The 18,840-nt window shown below is 39.1% G+C and carries 15 protein-coding genes and 1 pseudogene; 9 read left to right on the forward strand and 7 right to left on the reverse strand.

Annotated elements, in window-relative coordinates:
* Window positions 1–790 precede the first annotated feature (790 nt).
* Together V7149_RS26460 and V7149_RS26465 are read left to right on the forward strand one after the other, a co-directional pair.
* Window positions 791–1,000 (forward strand): annotated as a pseudogene (locus V7149_RS26460) (HAMP domain-containing protein); the annotation flags it as partial.
* A gap of 84 nt (window positions 1,001–1,084) precedes the next feature.
* Entirely contained in the window at window positions 1,085–1,942 is an 858-nt protein-coding gene (locus tag V7149_RS26465; protein ID WP_438824091.1) for a methyl-accepting chemotaxis protein, read from the forward strand.
* Between the two features lie 114 nt (window positions 1,943–2,056).
* Here V7149_RS26465 and V7149_RS07025 read toward each other — a convergent pair whose 3' ends face one another.
* The 4 genes from V7149_RS07025 to V7149_RS07040 all read right to left on the reverse strand — a co-directional run bounded on the left by V7149_RS07025 (window position 2,057) and on the right by V7149_RS07040 (window position 6,850).
* Complete coding sequence (locus V7149_RS07025) at window positions 2,057–2,698, reverse strand: NAD(P)-dependent oxidoreductase (protein ID WP_335344934.1); 642 nt, start codon at window positions 2,696–2,698, stop codon at window positions 2,057–2,059.
* A 138-nt stretch (window positions 2,699–2,836) separates the two neighbouring features.
* Window positions 2,837–3,265 carry an Rrf2 family transcriptional regulator gene (locus V7149_RS07030; protein WP_335344935.1) on the reverse strand — a complete coding sequence of 143 codons (429 nt, stop codon included), beginning with the start codon at window positions 3,263–3,265 and terminating at the stop codon, window positions 2,837–2,839.
* A gap of 85 nt (window positions 3,266–3,350) precedes the next feature.
* Complete coding sequence (locus V7149_RS07035; RefSeq protein WP_335344936.1) at window positions 3,351–5,300, reverse strand: FUSC family protein; 1,950 nt, start codon at window positions 5,298–5,300, stop codon at window positions 3,351–3,353.
* A 188-nt stretch (window positions 5,301–5,488) separates the two neighbouring features.
* Window positions 5,489–6,850, reverse strand: a complete 1,362-nt coding sequence (locus V7149_RS07040) for an FAD-binding oxidoreductase (protein WP_335344937.1) — start codon at window positions 6,848–6,850, stop codon at window positions 5,489–5,491.
* Between the two features lie 249 nt (window positions 6,851–7,099).
* Here V7149_RS07040 and V7149_RS07045 point away from each other — a divergent pair, with 249 nt between their 5' ends.
* The 6 genes from V7149_RS07045 to V7149_RS07070 all read left to right on the forward strand — a co-directional run bounded on the left by V7149_RS07045 (window position 7,100) and on the right by V7149_RS07070 (window position 13,506).
* Window positions 7,100–7,735, forward strand: a complete 636-nt coding sequence (locus tag V7149_RS07045) for a GntR family transcriptional regulator (RefSeq protein WP_438824092.1) — start codon at window positions 7,100–7,102, stop codon at window positions 7,733–7,735.
* Window positions 7,732–8,748 carry a TRAP transporter substrate-binding protein gene (locus V7149_RS07050; protein WP_335344939.1) on the forward strand — a complete coding sequence of 339 codons (1,017 nt, stop codon included), beginning with the start codon at window positions 7,732–7,734 and terminating at the stop codon, window positions 8,746–8,748. The genes V7149_RS07045 and V7149_RS07050 overlap by 4 nt, the downstream gene beginning before the upstream one ends.
* Window positions 8,749–8,808: 60 nt before the next feature.
* A complete protein-coding gene (locus V7149_RS07055) occupies window positions 8,809–9,303 on the forward strand; it encodes a TRAP transporter small permease (protein ID WP_335344940.1) in 495 nt (164 codons plus the stop codon).
* A complete protein-coding gene (locus V7149_RS07060) occupies window positions 9,300–10,583 on the forward strand; it encodes a TRAP transporter large permease (RefSeq protein ID WP_335344941.1) in 1,284 nt (427 codons plus the stop codon). Before V7149_RS07055 ends, V7149_RS07060 begins: the two co-directional genes overlap by 4 nt.
* 67 nt (window positions 10,584–10,650) lie before the next feature.
* On the forward strand, window positions 10,651–11,835 hold the full coding sequence (locus tag V7149_RS07065) for an aminotransferase class I/II-fold pyridoxal phosphate-dependent enzyme (RefSeq protein WP_335344942.1): 1,185 nt from the start codon (window positions 10,651–10,653) through the stop codon (window positions 11,833–11,835).
* Between the two features lie 30 nt (window positions 11,836–11,865).
* Window positions 11,866–13,506 (forward strand): M20/M25/M40 family metallo-hydrolase, encoded by a 1,641-nt coding sequence (locus V7149_RS07070; RefSeq protein ID WP_335344943.1) that lies wholly within the window; start codon window positions 11,866–11,868, stop codon window positions 13,504–13,506.
* A 68-nt stretch (window positions 13,507–13,574) separates the two neighbouring features.
* Here the strand turns inward: V7149_RS07070 and V7149_RS07075 are convergent, their stop codons facing one another.
* From V7149_RS07075 to V7149_RS07085, 3 genes are all read right to left on the reverse strand, one after another.
* Window positions 13,575–15,239, reverse strand: a complete 1,665-nt coding sequence (locus V7149_RS07075; protein ID WP_335344944.1) for a peptide ABC transporter substrate-binding protein — start codon at window positions 15,237–15,239, stop codon at window positions 13,575–13,577.
* A 392-nt stretch (window positions 15,240–15,631) separates the two neighbouring features.
* On the reverse strand, window positions 15,632–16,663 hold the full coding sequence (locus V7149_RS07080) for a S66 family peptidase (protein ID WP_335344945.1): 1,032 nt from the start codon (window positions 16,661–16,663) through the stop codon (window positions 15,632–15,634).
* Between the two features lie 23 nt (window positions 16,664–16,686).
* Window positions 16,687–17,196 (reverse strand): DUF1648 domain-containing protein, encoded by a 510-nt coding sequence (locus V7149_RS07085; protein ID WP_335344946.1) that lies wholly within the window; start codon window positions 17,194–17,196, stop codon window positions 16,687–16,689.
* 157 nt (window positions 17,197–17,353) lie between these two features.
* On the opposite strand from V7149_RS07085, the gene guaD reads away from it, so the two are divergent.
* The gene (gene guaD, locus V7149_RS07090) at window positions 17,354–18,724 is read left to right on the forward strand and encodes a guanine deaminase (RefSeq protein ID WP_335344947.1); all 1,371 of its coding nucleotides are present in this window, start codon (window positions 17,354–17,356) and stop codon (window positions 18,722–18,724) included.
* Window positions 18,725–18,840 lie beyond the last annotated feature (116 nt).

Below are 18,840 nucleotides of genomic sequence, written 5' to 3' on the forward strand. Positions count from 1 at the left end.
TGCTTGGACTTTTTAAACCAATTTCTTGGTGAAATGTCCATCCAGACTCTCGCCTTAATAGATTAATAACAAAACAATCCCCGCCCCCCATTTATATCCTATTTTTGCAAACCACATTTTTCACCAATTCTCCATAATTTGTATTAAAAATCACTGCCGAATTCAGAAAACTTGGTGTAAGATAAAACATGGGTATTTTTTCCTATATAATCATAAAAAGTTAAATGAAATGGGGAATATTGTGAAAAAATCTATTCTTACAAGATTAATCTCGCTAGTTTCCGTTGTGGTACTTATTAGCCTAGTGATCATTTCCTTTACTACGTATCAAATGACATACTTTAAGGTAAAAGAAGCAGCCGGTATTGAGTTAATTGGTTGTGCTAATATCACAACTGGTCTGCTATCGAATGAGGATATTAATAATTTGCATGAATTAAGTGATTCTGAGGTGAACGAACTTAATCAAAAAATTAGTTGGACGGTTGCTCATAAGCCAATTTTTCAGAACCAATCACTTCTATCACTTGACGGCACAGTCCTTGTTGCTGATCATAATCTCCAAACTCAAGGTGTTAACGTTGGCGATAAAATTCCGATTGATCCCCGTATTCTTACACAATTAAAAGAGAAGGGAGATCCAATCTACTCTGATGTTTATGAATTTGCCGGAATAAAGCGATTGACTGGATATGCTCCTATTTTTAAAAACCATGACCCTACTAATGAGTTAATTGCCATTAGTGCAATTGACTTTAATGCTGAGATTCTAGCAGATAGAACGTGGAGTATGGTGGCAACTACGATTATTGTCGGTGTCATTTCCCTTTTAATTGCAGGATTAATCATTATCCTATTTGTCAGAAAAACGATTCTCCCATTGAAAAAGCTAACTTCATACACAAAAAGGATTTCTGAAGGGGATTTGACCCTCGATATGCAAGACTTGAATGCCACAGGTGAAATACATGAACTATCTGAGAATTTTAATCAAATGGTAGAGAGCTTGAAGGCGAGCTTGCATCTTTCTTCGAACAGTTCTAAAGAAATCGCTGCGTCTTCTGAAGAGTTGACTGTCAATGTAATGGGAGTAACCCAAATTGTAGATGATGTTTCGAATACCCTGCAGAACGTTGCAGATTCAGTTAAGAATCAAGCTGCTAATCTTACAAGAGTGAAGAATACCTTTGGAAATATCACTCAAAACACAGGTTCAATGACCGAAAAAATTAGCAGAACTGCATCTCATTCTCAGCAAGTATTGCAAAAAGCAGCCGAAGGGAACACACTTATCAAAGACTCTGTTCATCATATGAAAAACATCCAAGAGAAAACGAACAATCTTACTATTGTAATGGAAGAGCTCAACCATATGTCCGCAAGAGTCAGGGAAATTCTTAAAATGATTACGAATATATCCAAGCAAACGAATCTTCTTGCCTTAAATGCATCGATTGAATCAGCAAGGGCCGGGGAACAAGGAAAGGGTTTTGCGGTTGTCGCGAATGAAATTAGAAGCTTAGCAGAAGAAACCTCTAATAGCATTTCAAATATAGCGAATATCATAGTTGAAATCGAAGGAAAAACAAATGAAGCCGTTTCTTTAACGAATGATGGGAATGAAACAGTGAAAGACGGCATGATAAAGGTGGAAAATGCCGGGCAAACATTCTTGCAAATCCATGAATCTATCAAAACGAATACACACGAGTTTGATCAAATTTTTCAGGGGATTATTAGAATTAATGATGACATTCAGAACGCCAATTTAGATGTAAAGAGCATAGAGAAGATTACCTCGGATGTTTCCGATTGCATGCAGACAGTCTCTGCTTCATCACAGCAACAGACTGCATCCATGGAAGAAATCAACTCAGCGATCCAAATATTAGCTTCCATGGCTACAGAAATGGAATCCATTGCAAACAAGTTTAAATTATAACCTTTCCTAGGGCCTGTCCTTTAATGCGCCTGGCTCCACAATAATATCAATATCTAGATATTGCATCGTGGTGCCTGGCAACTTTGCTTATTTTCTATTAAAAAAAGCCCGATTTTACTCTCCCTCAGATACAACCGTAAAACGCTCATTGATATGAGCTGGATTTTCAATTTCATCTACAATCGCAATTGCATAATCTGCATAGCTCACATAGCTATCCCCTTTTGAATTAACAATGAGATTGTCTTTTCCTTTTTGGTAAGTACCTGTTCTTTTACCTTCCGGGTTAAAAAATGCGGCTGGGCTAAGGAAAGTCCATTTAATGCCTGCTGCGTTTTGCAGATCTTCCAGATTTTTGCCTTGATTAAAGGCTGTTGCGTAATATTCTTTCGGGAATTCGGGAGTATCGATCAATCTGATTTTTTGATCTTCATCTACAAATAGGCTTCCTGCTCCGCCTACTACAATTAATCTTGTTTCTGGAGCTCCCTTCATCGCTTCTATTAATGCTTTTCCTGCCTCAACATGAAGATGCTCTTGTCCTGGTACCGCACCAAACGCATTCACGACTGCATCAAACTGACTTACATCTCCTGCCTTCAATTCGAATACATCTTTTTCAAGAACAGCTGCATTTGTATTTGTTAATTTTGAAGCGTTTCTTACAATCGCTGTAACTTCATGCCCTCTATCCAATGCTTCTTGTAAAATAAGACTTCCTGCTTTTCCTGTAGCTCCAATTACGCCAATTTTCATCTGAAAAAACCTCCTAAAATTATGTTTATTATTTTCACCACAAGGTAGGTCGGCTATGCATCCATACCAATAGATGGTTTTGCACACGTTGTAACCAAGGTAGTTACAACGTGTGTAAAAATAAAAAAATTAGATGTTTCACCCAATTTTTTCATTTAAAATCGTTACAATATCCATCATCGTTACTTCTTTTAATACTAATTCCATTGCCTCTTGAGCCTTCAATAAAATCAATTCAAGAACCAATTGAATGTTAGCCCCAACAGGACAACTTGGATTCGGACTGTCGTGGAATTGGAATAACTCGCCTTCTTCGACAACTTCGACAGCATGATACACATCAAGGAGGGTAATATCTTGTAAAGGTTTTTGAAGCTCAGCACCACCTGTACCTCGGCGAACTTGAATGAGGCCTGCTCGTTTAAGTTTCCCCATTACTCTTCGTATGACTACTGGGTTTGTATTCACACTTTCAGCAATCCATTCAGACGTACAAAGTGTACTCTTTTCAATAGATACGAGAGACAAAATATGAACAGCTACAGTAAATCGGCTGCTAATTTTCATTTCCTTCAACCTCCTGATGTAACCATTATAGTTACATCAAATATTTAATGTCAAGATATTTTTGAAAAACTGCCCTGTGTAAGGCTTATTCGGTGATTTTCGAAGGAACAGACCCTTCTGCGGAAACGCGAGAACCGTCCTTATGCTTCAAAAGCTCCAGTGATTCCTGCAAAGAAATAATTTCTTTTTGTATTTTAGAATACCCCTCGATCCATGGGACATGTTTTCTTTCTGCTATTACATCATGTTCAAGCGTATTTGCCATTGTTTCAAACACGAAAAGAAATTGAGCAAGGGATTCATCTGATAGTATAGGACGTTGTGCATTTTTTGAACATAAATCAAGTAATTGTCCTAACTGTTCCATTGAAAAAATGGCAGGTGATAGATACTCTAACCACTTTTTATTAGCTGGAATTTCACCTAATGCTGTGGAATAGACGGTCCTTAAATTGACCAAATTAGTTCGCATTTTATTTTGTTCTTTGCTCTCCACATAAATAACTTCATTGTTTTCTGAAAACAAGCTAAATAATAATTGAGACTGGCTGCGAATGGTTTTGGCCATTAAATGAAGAAGTCGACTTGAGGCAGATTGTCTGCCAATTAATAATACTCCTATCAAACCAATGGCGCATCCGATCAGAATATCAATTATTCTCACTGTAGCAAAATAGGAAAGATTATGTATATGAGACGTACTTTCAGCCATCAACAATGCGTTTGGAGTAATGAAAGTAACAGCAAACGCGTAATTTCGCACTATTAATAGCTCTGTACAAAAATGTAATAGTGCAATGAACAAAGCAACGGTCATAGGTGTTGGCTTCAATGAGAGGATGATTACTGCTGCTAAGATACCTAACGTAGTCCCAATTGATCTTTGAATGGCTCGATGGAGTGTACTTATAATTGTAGACCCTAGCATGACTGCTCCACACGATACTGGTATCCAATAGGATCGTTCAAATTCAAATGAGAAAGCAATCATTGCTGCGGCCATTAAGACAAATCCATACTTTAAAGAAGAAAGAAACACAATGGAATGTTTATCAAATGCATCTATAAGAATTCTTTTGAAGGTAGGCTTTATTATTTTTAGTTCCTGATTAATCTTTGAAATAGATTCCTTCATAATGGCATTAGCTTCACAGATTCTTGAGATTAGTTGCTCTACAGCTTGATCACTTTCTTCTGGCTGCAAAATTTCCAAAGGGTTGAGTTTCTTTTTACGATCTAATGAATCAGCCAGTGTTTTCACAGATTCTCCTAATTCTGGCAGGTATTTTGTATTTCCTTCTGCATACATTTCAAGAATATCTGACCACATAACATTCGCTAATTCTTTTAATAAATACAATCTTTTAAAGGAATTGGAGCTCCTCCATGATACATATCCTTTTAGAAGAGTTGCATCTGCGTCTTTCAATGCGGACAAGGTTCTCTCTCTCGCTTCGTTAAATGTTTCTGTATCGATAGAATGAAGAAGTGCTGCTAGTTCGAAATAAATCCGTTTAACTGCTTTTGTTTCTGGTCCATGTGGGTCGAAAAACCAGCCTATCATGGCTACTACCCATGATAGGGATCCTCCTAGTAAAACAAGACCGGCCCGTAAGGCAGCATTAGATGGATCAATGGGCATAACTGATGTCATTGCGAATACAATCACAAAAAATATGGAGGCAGGACCAGGGATTTTAAGCGCACCAAAAATAAAGGTTCCAACCGCCCCAATTCCGCCAAGCAAGATAGCAAATGCAAGTGGCGAAGATGCCGTAAGTGTACCCAATCCAATAGAAGCTGAAAGTCCTAGCAGAACAAAAAATACTTTTTTTGCTCTTTGCGGATACGGTTCATTGAGGACATAAAGATAAGAAAAACCTCCTACTCCAGCCAGTAAACCAAACTGGAAATTCCCCAATAATATTCCAATGACGACAGGCAAAGATGCACTTAGCCCAGCAGAAATAGCCCTCGTCCAAGGAAAAGGACTCTTCTTAATTGTAAACGCACCTTTTATCATGTCTTTTTTCATTCGGTTTCCTTCTTTCCACCCATCAGTTATTGCGGATTGAAATTGAATTACAGTCTTACCTAATATGCGATGAATCCTCGTCTCTCATACTCAACAAAAAACGAACCCAATACAAACTTGGATTCGTTTCTCCTAACATTCTTTATTTTTTTAAGAAAGCAGTTTTAACCTCCGATAGGTCACTACATTCAATCTAATAGGAATATCTTCCCCGGATTTAATAAACCTTCTGGATCAAGCATTTTCTTCATCTGTTTCATAATAATAACGGCATTTCCATGCTCAGCCTCTTGAAATTTCATCTTACCAAGCCCTACACCGTGTTCCCCCGTACAAGTTCCGCCAACCTCAATAGCTTTTAAAGCAAGTGCTTCATTCGTATATTCAGCCTTTTCCTTTTCACCAGATACCTTCGGATCATAAATAACCATCGTATGGAAGTTTCCATCCCCCACATGTCCCAAGATACCTCCCGTTAATCCACTTTCATCGATTAGCTGTCTAGCATACACGACAAGCTCTGGCAGCCGTGAAATTGGTACGCAGACATCCGCTCCCGTATTGGCCATTCCTTTAATATGCCGGTATGCATAAGCCATTTCATGCCTAGCCTTCCAAAGCTCCATCCGTTCCTTCGATCCGCTTGCCGCTTCCCAATTTCTACATCCGAGCTCACTCATTAATTGTTCCGTTACCTTCGCCTCTTCCTCCACCGCTCCCTTGGTGCCGGCGAATTCAAAAAACAAAGAATGGCTAACCGGGAATTGATAGCCACCATATGCATTGACCTGAGAAATACTTTCTGCATCCACCAGCTCCATACGCATGACCGGAATCCCGCTGAGTAAAACTGACTTTGCCGCTTCCGCGCATTCCTCAGGTGTGTCAAATGTACAGCGAGCAGCCAATGTGTGTTCTGGAATGCCATGGAGCCTTAATGTGATTTCCGTGATTATGCCTAAGGTTCCCTCAGACCCCGCAAACAGTCCTGTCAAATGATAACCAGAAGATGACTTTTTTGCATGAGATCCAGTATGAATGACTGCCCCATCAGCCAAGACAACCTCTAAATCTAGCAACTGATCACGCATTGAACCGTAACGAACGGCCGTTGTCCCACTCGCATTATTTGCAACCATTCCGCCTATAGTTGCATCTGCACCTGGGTCAATCGGAAACATTAATCCATGCCGGTTTACTACTTTATTTAATTCCAAACGCGTGATTCCCGGCTGAACAGTAATTAATAAATCCTCTGGTGAAAAATGAGTGACCTTATTCATATTGCTAAAGTTAATTGAAATCCCCTTTTTGATAGGGATCGCTTGACCTTCAAGTCCCGATCCAGCTCCATAAGGGGTTACAGGGATTTTATGCTCGCGGGCTATCCCTGTAATGGCCTCAACATCTTCACGGCTCTCTGGAAAACAAACTACATCAGGCTCTACTGGTGTATGAAATGATTCATCATGACTATGACGGAATAGTTCTGTTTCACTTTGGCTAACCTTTTCCCTGCCAAGACGTTCGATGAGTTTTTGGATAAACATAAGGAAAACCCCCTCTAATAATTAATTCCTCAAAAACTTTCAACTTTTCTATTAATCTATTATATGCGTAATCCCTCCTGAATTGTATCTCTTTTCAGATCATTTAGTTAACTGACCATAATAACTCTTCAAAATTATTTAAATATTTCTATTTACAAATAGATTATAATAATTTAATATTCCTGTATACAGTATACTGAATACCGAAAGGAGGAGTGATCTTTGAGAAGAATCATCCATAATGTTTCATTGGCTGACCAAGCCTACAATTTATTAAAGAAGGACATTAGCTCCGCTGTACTTGCACCAGAACAGGAATTACCAGAGGAAAAGCTGGCAGCAGACCTTGGCATTAGTCGCACCCCGCTACGGGAAGCGTTAAAGCGCCTAGCTGCAGAAGGCCTAATCGTTTTACAAAAGGGACGTCCTGCCACTGTCGCTACTTTTACAAAGGAAGATTCTTTGGAATATATGGAACTGAGGTCAGTGCTAGAAATTCATAATATCGAAAAAATTATGCCCCTTTTAGATCAACATCTATTCGATGAATTAAAGGAAAATTTAGAACATCAATTAGAAGCTGTCCAACAAAATCATTATCACAATTTCATTGATTTAGACCGTGAATTCCATTTAATTCTTGCTTCTAGAAACGGAAATTCGAAATTCCAGGAAATGATTCATCAAATGAACNNCAACCGCGCATTCCTCTTATTATCTAACACACTTCATGTAAGCGCATACGAAGCCTACGAAGAACATGTAAAGCTAGTTGAGGCACTAGAATCTAAGAAGGTTTCATTAGCGAAGGAAAAAATGCTTGAACATCTGCAAAAAGTTGAAAAGCGATTCTTAAGTAATTTCCAAAAGGAGGAAAATAAATGAAGAAATTATTGGCATTATTACTTATCGGCTTACTCGTCATCACAGGATGTGGACGTCCAAAAGAAATCACTTCAAGCGGTGATGGTGAAAAGAAGGTTCATACTCTTCGTATTGCTTACTTAGTTTCTGAAGAGCAATCTACACATTTAGCTGCAGTTGATTTTAAAGAGAGGCTTGAGAAAGAATCTGATGGACGTTTAAAGGTTGAACTATATCCAAATGGTCAGCTTTATGGTTCTGACCGTGAAGCAATCGAAGCTGTACAGCTCGGCAATATTGAAATGACAATTCCAGCACTAGCCCCACTTGCTTCATTTAACAAAAAATTTATGGTTTTCGATTTGCCATTCCTTTTCAATGATCACGAAGCTGCCTATAAAGCTCTTGATGGTGAACTTGGACAAGAATTATTGAAGGAATTAGAGAAAAATGACTTGAAAGGTCTTGTTTTTGGAGAAAACGGCTTCCGTCATATGTCAAATAATAATGGTCCAATTGAGGCCCCTGAAGACCTAAAGGGCATTAAATTCCGTACTTTAGAAAACCCAGTTCATACGGCTACATTTTCTGCATTCGGAGCTAACGCTTCCCCGTTTGCATTTGGTGAACTTTACACTGCTCTTCAGCAAAAAACTTATGATGCAATGGAAGCACCGATCTCCTTATATTACACAAATAAATTTTACGAAGTACAAAAATACCTGACTATGAGTGGTCACGTATACGCAGCAACTATTTTACTAATGAACAACAACTTTTATAACAGCCTTCCTGAGGATCTTCAGCAATTAGTGATGAAAACATCTGAAGAATTCCGTGACGAACAGCGTCTGCTAGCACAAAAACAGGATGTAGAGTTTTTAGAAAAACTGAAAGAAAGTGGAATGGAAGTTAATGAATTAAGTTCTGAGCAGCGTGAACAATTCCGTGAAGCTGCAAAAGCGGTCTATGACAAACACGTACCTGAAATCGGTGAGGAATTAGTTAATAAGGCATTAGAAGCAAATAAGTAATAACATTCGAGGAATCAAGATTAAGTTCTTGATTCCTCATTATTAAAGGATGTGTAAAGCATGGCAAAAAAATTTGCTCGATTCGAAGAAGTTGTTTTAGTATGGACACTTGTCCTAATGGTGGCACTCATTTTCGGTCAGGTAGTCGGTCGTTATTTATTTCAATCAGCACCAAGCTGGACAGAAGAGCTCGCCCGATATATTCATATTTTCCAAGTATGGATCGGTGCAAGCTATGCTGTTAAGCTTCGCCAGCATATACGAGTGGAAGCATTTATTACACGCTTAAAAGGGACGCCTCGGAAAGTTTTCGAAGGATTAGGCGTATTAATTTGGTTTTTTATTTCGTTATTTTTAGCTGTATTTGGTACAAAGTTAGTTTTAATCAGTTTCCAGCATGGCCAGGTAACTCCAGCTTTGCAGGTACCAATTTGGATTGCCTTTCTAGCCATACCACTTGGAGGCTCCGGAATGGCAATTCGATTAATTCAGCAATTAATTGAAATTTGGAAAGGCAACTATGAGAAAGAGGAAAGTGAGGAGATTATCGGATGACGGTTGCATTATTATTCGGAACATTATTCATTTGCTTGCTCATCGGGGTGCCAATCGCTATTTCGTTAGGTGTATCAGCCCTCGTGGCCATTTATTTTGGCTCAACCTTGCCACTTGATATTATTACCCAAAAAGCATTCACATCACTCGATTCATTCCCGCTTCTTGCCATCCCCTTTTTCATGCTCGCCGGGATTCTAATGGGGAAAGGCGGGGTATCCAAACGCCTTCTTGATTTAGCTACAACTATGGTTGGCTGGATGACTGGCGGTTTATCGATGGTGACGATCGTTGCTTGTATGTTCTTTGCGGCAATTTCAGGATCTGGTCCTGCAACCGTGGCAGCAATTGGCGGATTTATGATACCAGCTATGATTGCCAAAAAGTATGATGGCGGTTATGCTGCGGCGGTTTCAGCATCTGCAGGTTCTATCGGCGTTATTATTCCACCGAGTATCCCATTTGTCCTTTACGGTGTTATTGGAAGTGTATCGGTCGGAAGCCTATTCCTAGCTGGGATTATTCCAGGTCTGCTTATTGGGATTGGATTAATGATTACATCCTATTTCATTTCGAAGAAAAAAGGCTATAAGCCTGAACAAGTGCAGAAATTTGATTTCAAAAGTGTTTTGAAGGCTACAAATGATGCGAAGTGGGCTCTATTAATCCCTGTCATCATTTTGGGAGGTATTTACGGAGGGATCTTTTCACCAACAGAAGCCGCTGTTGTAGCTGTAGTCTACGCGCTTATCATCGGAATGTTTGTTTATAAAGAATTGGATTGGAAGAGTGTTTTCGAAAGCTTTCGTGAAGCCGTGGTTATTAATGCAACAACGATGATTATCATTGGTTTATCTGTATCATTTGCCTATTTTATGACCCTTGAACAAATTCCAAATGATATTTCTACCTTTTTAACTGAATTATCAACAAACCCATATATTATTTTAATTGCCATCAACATTTTATTATTAATAGTAGGGATGTTTATTGACACAATTTCGGCATTAGTTGTATTAACACCTATTCTATTACCTATTGTTATTGCAGTAGGGGTTGACCCAATTCATTTTGGAGTTATACTTGTCGCAAACCTGGCCATTGGCTTCATCACACCTCCGCTTGGCGTCAACCTATTCGTTGCTTCAAGTGTTGGGAAAGTTAAGTTCGAACGTATTGTCCATGCCATTATCCCATTCATGGTGTCCATGATTATCTGTCTATTGGTCATTACATTTATTCCAGCCCTATCATTATGGCTGCCAGGATTATTTAAATAATATCAGTTTGCTTTAATATTTCATCTATTAAATAGAGCGATAGATTACCCCAAGAAAGGTGAAAAGCATGTCATTATCTATTAATCACAGAGCAAAGGAATTGGAGGCCCCAGGAATCCGCCAATTTGCTAACCAACTCATACATTTTCCGGAGGCTATTAACTTAACAATTGGACAGCCAGACTTCCCTACTCCAGAAGCTGTCAAAGAAGCAGGGATCAAAGCCATTACAAATAATCAAACCGCCTATTCTCATAATGCTGGACTATTGGAATTAAGACAGGCAACCGCTTCATTTTTCAAGGATAGGTATGGGTTCTCCTATGATCCAGAAACTGAAATCATTATTACTAACGGGGCAAGCGAAGGAATAGATTCTGTTTTTCGAACCATTCTTGAAGAAGGTGACGAGGTCATCATACCTGCTCCCATCTATTCTGGATATGAGCCAATTATTGAACTTTGCGGGGCTAAGGTAGTTTATTTAAATACTTCTGACACTGGATTTCTGCCCTCATTAGAACGTCTGGAGGCTTTAGTTACATCAAAAACAAAAGCCATTCTATTAAACTATCCATCAAATCCAATCGGCATTACAATTGCACCCGATTTAATGGAAAATTTAGTTAGTCTATTAGAAAGGCTTGACATTTATATCGTTTCAGATGAAATTTATAGTGAAAACACATTTGCAGGAAAGCATCGATCACTTGCATCCTATCCACAGATTCGTGAACGTTTATTCTTAATCCATGGCTTGTCAAAATCTCATTCCATGACTGGCTGGCGGATCGGTTTTGTATTAGGGCCCAAGAGGCTAATGCAGCATGTGATTAATGTACATTTATACAACTCCATTTGTGCATCATTACCAGGTCAATATGCGGGAATCGAGGCATTGACAGCCTGCCGAGAGGTTCCCTCCATTATGAATATTGAATATATAAAGCGTCGGGATTTTGTATATGAACGTCTTCTCAGTATGGGACTAGACGTTGTCAAGCCAAACGGGGCCTTCTATATTTTCCCATCGATCAAAAAGTTTGGGCTTCCCTCTTTTGAGTTTGCAACAAAATTATTGCATGAGGGCGGTGTTGCAGTTGTTCCGGGCAGCACGTTTACAGAATATGGGGAAGGCTATATTCGCATTTCCTATGCCTATGCAATGCCAATGCTAGAAAAAGGAATGCAAAGGCTCGAGGAATTTTTGGCCAAATTAGAAAGTGAACCCGCTGCCACAAAATCTTGCTAGTTTCATTATAGAACAAAAGGAGCTATTAAAATGAGTCATGTAAAATGGGGTACACCTGAATCATTACGTGCATTACTTTGCGAGCTTGTTAGCTGGCAAAGTCGAACACTTACTGAAGGAGAATGCAAATTTGCCTACAATCTAAATGCGAAGTTAATGGAGCTAGATTACTTTAAATTAAACCCTTCCTACATTGGCCTACATGATGCAGGACTAGGACGTAATGCCGTTACTGCTTTATATAAAAACCCTGAAGTATCGGAAACTATCGTTCTCATCAGTCATTTTGATACGGTCCACACGGAAGAATACGGTGATTTAGAACCATTAGCTTTCCAGCCAGAGCAACTAACAAGAGTATTAATGGATCGACTAGATGAGCTGCCGGAAGAAGCCCGTACTGATCTTGAGTCAGGAGAATACTTATTCGGCCGTGGAACAATGGACATGAAAACAGGACTTGCTCTTCATATGGCCCTAATTGAAAAAGCCAGCCTCGAAAAATGGCCAATCAATCTGTTGCTCGTGACAGTTCCGGATGAAGAGGTAAACTCAGCTGGAATGCGCGCTGCCGTTCCGGAGCTAGTACGTTTACGTGATGAACACCAATTAAACTACAAATTATTCTTGAACAGTGAGCCTTCCTTTTCCCAGGAGCCGGGAGATCCAAACTATTATATTTATTCTGGATCAATTGGGAAAATTATGCCTGCAGCTCTTTTCTACGGGAAAGAAACCCATGTTGGGGAACCGATGAGCGGGATGACTGCCAACTTTATGGCATCCTTTCTTACACAGCAGATGGAATGGAATCCAATTTTTCGTGAGTTTGACCTAAACGAAAAAACACCATTACCTGTTTCACTTCAACAAAAGGATTTGAAAATGGAGTATTCGACCCAAACTCCATACCGCGCTGCAGCTCTTTATAACGTTTTTCTCATGAAGCGCACGGCAGCTGAAGTAATGGATATTTTTACAGAGGTAGCTGAGAAGGCTGCTTTAGCCTGTACTGCCGCTTACACAGAAATATGCACGCGCGAAGGTGTAAAGCCTGTCGGAAAAGTGAAGGTAATGCGCTATGAGGAGCTGCTCCAATATGCAGAAAAGAAATTGGGGACTGAGTTAATATCGAAGATTAAATCTAATGCCCTAACGAACGCAAATTGGGATGACCGCGAAAAGTCGATTCGCATTGTCGATTCACTTATGATTCAGTGTCAAGAGCTTGGGCCAACTATCGTTCTTTTATATGCGCCGCCTTATTACCCAGCTGTTAATACTTCCCATGATCCACTCGTCATTAAAGCCGTTAATTTAATGAAAAAGACAGGCATCGAAAAGTTCAATTTAGAAGTGAATCAAATCCATTACTTTAATGGAATTTGCGACCTAAGCTATGTATCCTATCAGGATAATGCTGAGGGCTGGACTGCTTTCGAACGAAATACACCCGTATGGGGAGACACTTATAGCATTCCGTTTATTGAAATGGAGCAATTGCAGGCCCCAGTTTTAAATGTGGGCCCTTTTGGAAAAGACGCCCACAAACGAACAGAGAGACTCCATATCGAAAGTGCTTTTATACAGCTTCCGATTATGCTAGAAACACTTGTCCGCAGCCTGTTTCCAGGATTGGTAACAGATTCTAACGAAAGACAAATTGTTTAAACTTATATAGAAAAGGATTACTTCGCCAAATATTTTTGACAAAGTAATCCTTTTTCGATTAAACAAACTTATTCAAAATAAGCCCACTTGTATTGAACATCACCAAGTCCCGAAATATGAACACCTTTTAAGTTTTCAACTTGTACCCAGTTTTGAGTGTAGAAGTAGATAGGTGCGACTGCCATTTCTTCCATAAAGACTGCTTCTGCATCTTTTAATAATTGTTGACGTTTCGCAGGATCGCCTTCAAGAGCAGATTTAGCAAGTAAATCTTGGAATTCTTTATTTTCCCAACCAGTATTATTATTACCGCCATCTGCATCACGATACATTTCTAAGAAATTGATCGCATCGTTAAAGTCACCTAACCAGCCTAAACGTCCAACTTGGAAATCAAGTGAATGTAATTTATCTAAGTATACTGCCCACTCTGCATTATCAAGTGTAACTTCAACACCTAGATTTTGTTTCCACATATCTTGGACCGCCTGTGCAATCTTTTGATGTGCTTCAGATGTATTGTAAGAAAGCGTTATAGCTGGTAGCTCAGAAGCATCTTTGTATCCAAGCTCTTCTAAGCCTTTTTGTAAAAACTCTTTTGCTTTTTCAACATCATTGTCCGGGAAGTAACCCTTTTCATTTTCAGGGAACATGGATGGAGGTACAATCGCCATCGCTGGAAGCTGTTCACCTTGAGTAATGTTGTCAATGATTTCTTGACGGTTGATTGCATGAGTAAATGCTTTACGGATATTTACATTATTAAATGGTTCAACTGTTGTATTGAACTTGTAGTTGTATACACCAGCAATAGCTTGAGTCGTTAAACGCCCTTGATCTTTTAGAGCCTGCATGGCATCTGTAGGCAGATTACCTGTAGGCGATCCCGCCCAGTCAAGCTCCCCATTATCAAACATAGATAATTCCGTATTAGGATCATTAACCATGATCATTTCGATTGTTTCTAATTTTCCAGCGCCGGCATCCCAATAATTTTCATTCTTTTTCAGGATGATTTTATCACTATGAGCCCATTCAGTCATAACGAAAGGTCCGTTAGATGTATAGTTTTCACCAGCATCGTTAGCCCAATTTGGGTTAGCTTCAGCTACTTTGCTATTAATTGGATAATAAGTATAAAACGCTGTTAGCTCTGTGAAATATGGAGTCGGATTTTCCAATGTGACTTCAAGCGTTTTCTCATCTAATGCTTTAACACCAACTTCATCTAGTGATCCGCCAGCAGTATTTGCAGCTTCTGCACCTTTAACATAATAAAGCTGGTATGCATATTCAGATTGGTTATTCGGGTCTAGCGCCCATTTCCAAGCATATTCAAAGTCATTTGCTGTTACAGGATCACCATTTGTCCACTGTGCATCACGGATAGTAAAAGTATAAACCTTTTGGTCTTCTGAAACTTCAATTTTTTCTGCTGCCGCTTCTACAGGCTTTCCTTCTTGGTTAATACGTGTTAAACCTTCGAATGTTTGATTCAATACTGCACCAGAAGTCGTGTCCTTCGCTAAAGCAGGATGTAAAGAAGGTGGTTCCGTATTAATATTTATTCTTAAATTCTGCGGTACTTCAGCCTTTTCTTCTTGCTTTTCTCCACCATTTTCGTTGTTTTTTGGTGTTTCTGTGGTGGTTGTTTTCTTGTCACCGCCGCAAGCTGCTAAAAACATACTGAGAACTAGCAGCATGCTAATAAAGATTAAATTCTTCTTATTCACTGTATGACCCCCTTATGAATGTTCCACCATCACTCTTCTATAACCCCATTCTATTTTTAATCTATACTAACTTTTTTGTTTCTTAATCGGGGTAATATATCGAAAAGTCTGCGTGTTAAGATAATTATAAATTTTATAGAATAATAGAGCAAGTTATATTTTTCTGTATAATCTTCTTTTTCATTTTTAACGGACAAAAAAGCAAGCTAGTGGATTCTCACACAAACATGGGAATAATCCTGAAAGACTTCACCTAGCCTTATCATTTCTTACTCCCGAATAGATTTTCTATACTAAGGGTATATAGGACATGTCTAGTCCCTTGTCCCGCTTTTTGATAAAAAAATAACCCCCTTGAGAATGAATGAATCTCAAGGAGGTCATTTATCTTTTTACTCTGCTCCACTATCCAAAATAGCAAAAGTCCCCATCTCACAATGAATCTCCGCCATCGCACCATAAGGCAAAATAAACTTTGGTTCTGTATGCCCAAAATTCATGTTGTAGAGAATCGGCATATGCTCTAATTTAGTTTCTTTCATGACCTTAAGAATCTCAACTTTATATTCCTCGTAATATGTTTCATCTTGTGGCTTCCCAAAAATAATTCCATTTGCCCTTTGCAAAATGCCTTGTGCTGCGTAGTTACGCAGCCAGTACCTTACCAAATCTGGTTTTGGCTTATCCTCTGATGTTTCGAAAAATAGAATACTATTATCCCAATATTTCTGATCCGGCCAAATGGCAGTTCCTTTCGCAAACTCCAATACTTCCATACAGCCGCCAATTAGACGCCCCTGTACCACACCTGTCCCCTGCAGGACTTCATAACCAGAATTCGGCTGCATTTTCCGCCGCTTGTTTTTATTTGATTCCAACCACTCCAAACGCTCACTAGTCCAATTTTCCGCTGGCTGAATGTTTCCAATTACTTCATTTGAAAAGAGGATTCGTTTGACCATTTCAATGGTATATGGATCCATTTCTACATTCTCAGCAAAGTCCGTTAATATCGCAGGACCGTAATAGGAGGAAACCCCCGCCTTATGGCAGATCAAATGTGAAATCGTCACATCTGAATAACCAACAAAAATCTTTGGATTCTCCTTAATCACATCAAAGTCTATGTAAGGAAGAAGGCGAATGCTGTCTTCCCCGCCAATATTCGCGAATATCCCTTTAATGTTCTTATCCTTAAAAGCAGTCATTAAATCTTCTGCACGTGCCTGCGGATGATGGTATAAATAATCTGAACCTTTTAAACTATTAGGCATAGGAACTACCTTTAAACCAAACACTTCCTCTAATCTTTTCACACCCTGCTCATAGCGCCATTTAAGCTCGGGATCTCCTGCCCCTCCCCATGAAGGGCTGATTGTTGCTACAAGATCTCCGGGCTGTAATTTTTTTGGTTTGTTTAACATGTAAATACCTACTTTCCAAACTGTTATTTAATCTTTCTCATCCTCATAATCCCCATCACAATGGGAATACCTATCCCGAATAGCGTTATCGGTAAAATCCATTTCCCAAATCCTCCGCTTCCCCAGCCAATCGCTATTGAAATTGATTCGAATAAGATGATGGCAAAGAGCACAAGGCAAATGTTTTTTATTTGATTCACAATTTTTCGGCTTTGCAGGTAAAACTGTTCTGCATTGGATTCATTCAATCGTTCCGGATAATTATGAGATTCTGGAAATCGCTCCAAAACCTGCATCAAAACGATAATGAATACACCTATAATAGGTAACAAAAACAGTTCCCATTTTGATCCCCAACGGTCTATTTCACCAAGACCATTAAAGTGGGCAGGCACTTTTTCCGGAAGCTCACTCCAAATGGAAATAAGTAGAATAATCGAACCCAAATAGCATAAATATCCAACAACATCCCAAACCCATTCGCCCGCTGTCTTCGGAATCTTTAATTTTGGCCGTTTCCATGAATTTATCATACTCCCCCCTAACATATAGAATAAAAGCTAATACTCATGATACTTCTTCATACGTTTTATAAAACGCCTTAGTTTCATCATAAATGCGAATTAGACTTTACAAATGATATCCCTTATAATAATCGAATATTAAATCTAAACAATAGGATGTATATGAATGAATAAATATTTGCAGGTTTTCAAAGGAACTGCTTTTTCCAGCCAGTCATCTAAAGAAGTCCAAATTCTAAAAGACTATCTTTTCTGTATTAATTCAGACGGAATGATTGAAAAAATGGCTTCTCCGGAAGATGGCGATTATCAATCCTTACTGGATGAGTATCAAGGCAAAGAGAACTTCCTTTGCTTAGCTGACGGTCAGTATTTCTTGCCTGGTTTCGTTGATTTGCATGTTCACGCTCCGCAATGGGCACAGTCTGGAACAGCTTTAGACATTCCACTTTATGATTGGCTTAACACTTATACCTTCCCGGTTGAATCCAAATTTGCAGATTTAGATTTTGCAAATGAAGTGTACCAGGATGTGGTCAGTACCCTACTAGCAAACGGGACAACAACTGCACTTTATTTTGCCACTGTTCATAAAGAAGCCAGTTTCTTATTAGCAAAAATATGTGCTGAAAAAGGACAGCGCGGTTTAGTTGGGAAAGTAGTCATGGATGACCCTGAACAAAATCCTGAATATTACCGTGATGCTGATACGAAGACCGCCCTAGCTGATACAGAGGAATTTATTTTAGCAGTCAAGGAATTAGCAAAATCAACAAAACAGGGTGTTTATCCAGTTGTAACACCGCGCTTTATTCCTAGCTGCACAGATGAGGCTTTGAAAGGCTTAGGGGAATTAGCAGAAAAATATGATACCTATGTTCAATCTCACTGCAGCGAAAGTGATTGGGAGCATGGTTATGTGAAGGAACGTTATAATAAGAACGATGCGTTTGCCTTACACGACTTTGGTCTGCTGCGTGAAAAGTCTGTTATGGCGCATTGTAACTTCCTAGATGATAATGATGCTGATTTATTCGCAGAAACAGGCACGGCTATCGGCCATTGTCCAATCTCAAATGCTTATTTTGCCAATAGTGTCATTCCTATTGCTCATTTGCATTCAAAGGGCGTTGATATTGGTTTAGGCTCCGACATTTCAGGCGGTTTCTCACCTAGTCTTTTCGATAATGCCAGACAAGCTGTGATGTCATCTAGAATGTTAGAGGATGGTGTGAATACGAAGCTTCCGGCTGAAAAACGAGGTGTGCCGAACTCACGCATCACTATTAATGAAGCATTTTATCTGGCAACTGCTGGAGGCGGAGAAAGCTTAAGCTTACCAATTGGCCGCCTAGCAGAAAATTATTCTTGGGATGCGCAAATCATCGATACCTCATTACCTTCGGCAAAATTACCGATTTTCGATGCGAATGAAGATCTTATGGATGTCTTCCAGAAAATCATGTACCTGACTCGACCAGAAAACATTCGAGAAGTGTGGGTTCAAGGAGAGAAGGTTCATTCACGCAGTAAATAATGTATATCATACAATCTTGAGAAGTCCCTCGTAAATTCAGTGCACGATAAAAAAACATTTCAAATTAAAAATGATCTCATAGAAAATATAATTTCTAGAGGTCATTTTATTTTATT

The organism is Bacillus sp. JJ1503 (genome assembly GCF_036965125.1).
Classification (GTDB): domain Bacteria; phylum Bacillota; class Bacilli; order Bacillales; family Cytobacillaceae; genus Cytobacillus.

What these genes read in the sequence shown, in the direction of transcription:
- V7149_RS26465 (WP_438824091.1), top strand. Translation starts at nt 1,085, where the DNA reads ATGGGAGTAACCCAAATTGTAGATGATGTTTCGAATACCCTGCAGAAC.
- V7149_RS07025 (WP_335344934.1), bottom strand. Translation starts at nt 2,698, where the DNA reads ATGAAAATTGGCGTAATTGGAGCTACAGGAAAAGCAGGAAGTCTTATT.
- V7149_RS07030 (WP_335344935.1), bottom strand. Translation starts at nt 3,265, where the DNA reads ATGAAAATTAGCAGCCGATTTACTGTAGCTGTTCATATTTTGTCTCTC.
- V7149_RS07035 (WP_335344936.1), bottom strand. Translation starts at nt 5,300, where the DNA reads ATGAAAAAAGACATGATAAAAGGTGCGTTTACAATTAAGAAGAGTCCT.
- V7149_RS07040 (WP_335344937.1), bottom strand. Translation starts at nt 6,850, where the DNA reads ATGTTTATCCAAAAACTCATCGAACGTCTTGGCAGGGAAAAGGTTAGC.
- V7149_RS07050 (WP_335344939.1), top strand. Translation starts at nt 7,732, where the DNA reads ATGAAGAAATTATTGGCATTATTACTTATCGGCTTACTCGTCATCACA.
- V7149_RS07055 (WP_335344940.1), top strand. Translation starts at nt 8,809, where the DNA reads ATGGCAAAAAAATTTGCTCGATTCGAAGAAGTTGTTTTAGTATGGACA.
- V7149_RS07060 (WP_335344941.1), top strand. Translation starts at nt 9,300, where the DNA reads ATGACGGTTGCATTATTATTCGGAACATTATTCATTTGCTTGCTCATC.
- V7149_RS07065 (WP_335344942.1), top strand. Translation starts at nt 10,651, where the DNA reads ATGTCATTATCTATTAATCACAGAGCAAAGGAATTGGAGGCCCCAGGA.
- V7149_RS07070 (WP_335344943.1), top strand. Translation starts at nt 11,866, where the DNA reads ATGAGTCATGTAAAATGGGGTACACCTGAATCATTACGTGCATTACTT.
- V7149_RS07080 (WP_335344945.1), bottom strand. Translation starts at nt 16,663, where the DNA reads ATGTTAAACAAACCAAAAAAATTACAGCCCGGAGATCTTGTAGCAACA.
- V7149_RS07085 (WP_335344946.1), bottom strand. Translation starts at nt 17,196, where the DNA reads ATGATAAATTCATGGAAACGGCCAAAATTAAAGATTCCGAAGACAGCG.
- guaD (WP_335344947.1), top strand. Translation starts at nt 17,354, where the DNA reads ATGAATAAATATTTGCAGGTTTTCAAAGGAACTGCTTTTTCCAGCCAG.